A 265-nucleotide genomic window follows, 5' to 3' on the forward strand; every position below is an offset into this window, starting at 1 on the left:
CGACACGCGGATCGTGTCGCCGATGCCGTACCAGAGCAGGGACCCCATCCCGATCGACGATTTGACGGTGCCGCCGATCAGCCCCCCCGCCTCGGTGATGCCGAGATGCAGCGGGCAGTCCACGACCTCCGCCAGTTGCTGGTAGGCCGCGACCGCCAGGAACAGGTCGGACGCCTTCACCGCGACCTTGAACTCGTGGAAGTCGTGGTCCTGCAACAGCTTGATGTGGTCCATCGCCGATTCGACCAGCGCGTCGGGGCAGGGT

General features: G+C 66.4%; 1 protein-coding gene. It reads right to left on the reverse strand.

Features of this window, described 5'->3' with window-relative positions; translation table 11 throughout:
- The coding region (locus AC0IYH_RS32025; RefSeq protein ID WP_471838324.1) for a flavodoxin-dependent (E)-4-hydroxy-3-methylbut-2-enyl-diphosphate synthase at positions 1-265 on the reverse strand (265 nt) is incomplete at both ends.

Source organism: Pseudomonas sp. AC463 (assembly GCF_979253585.1).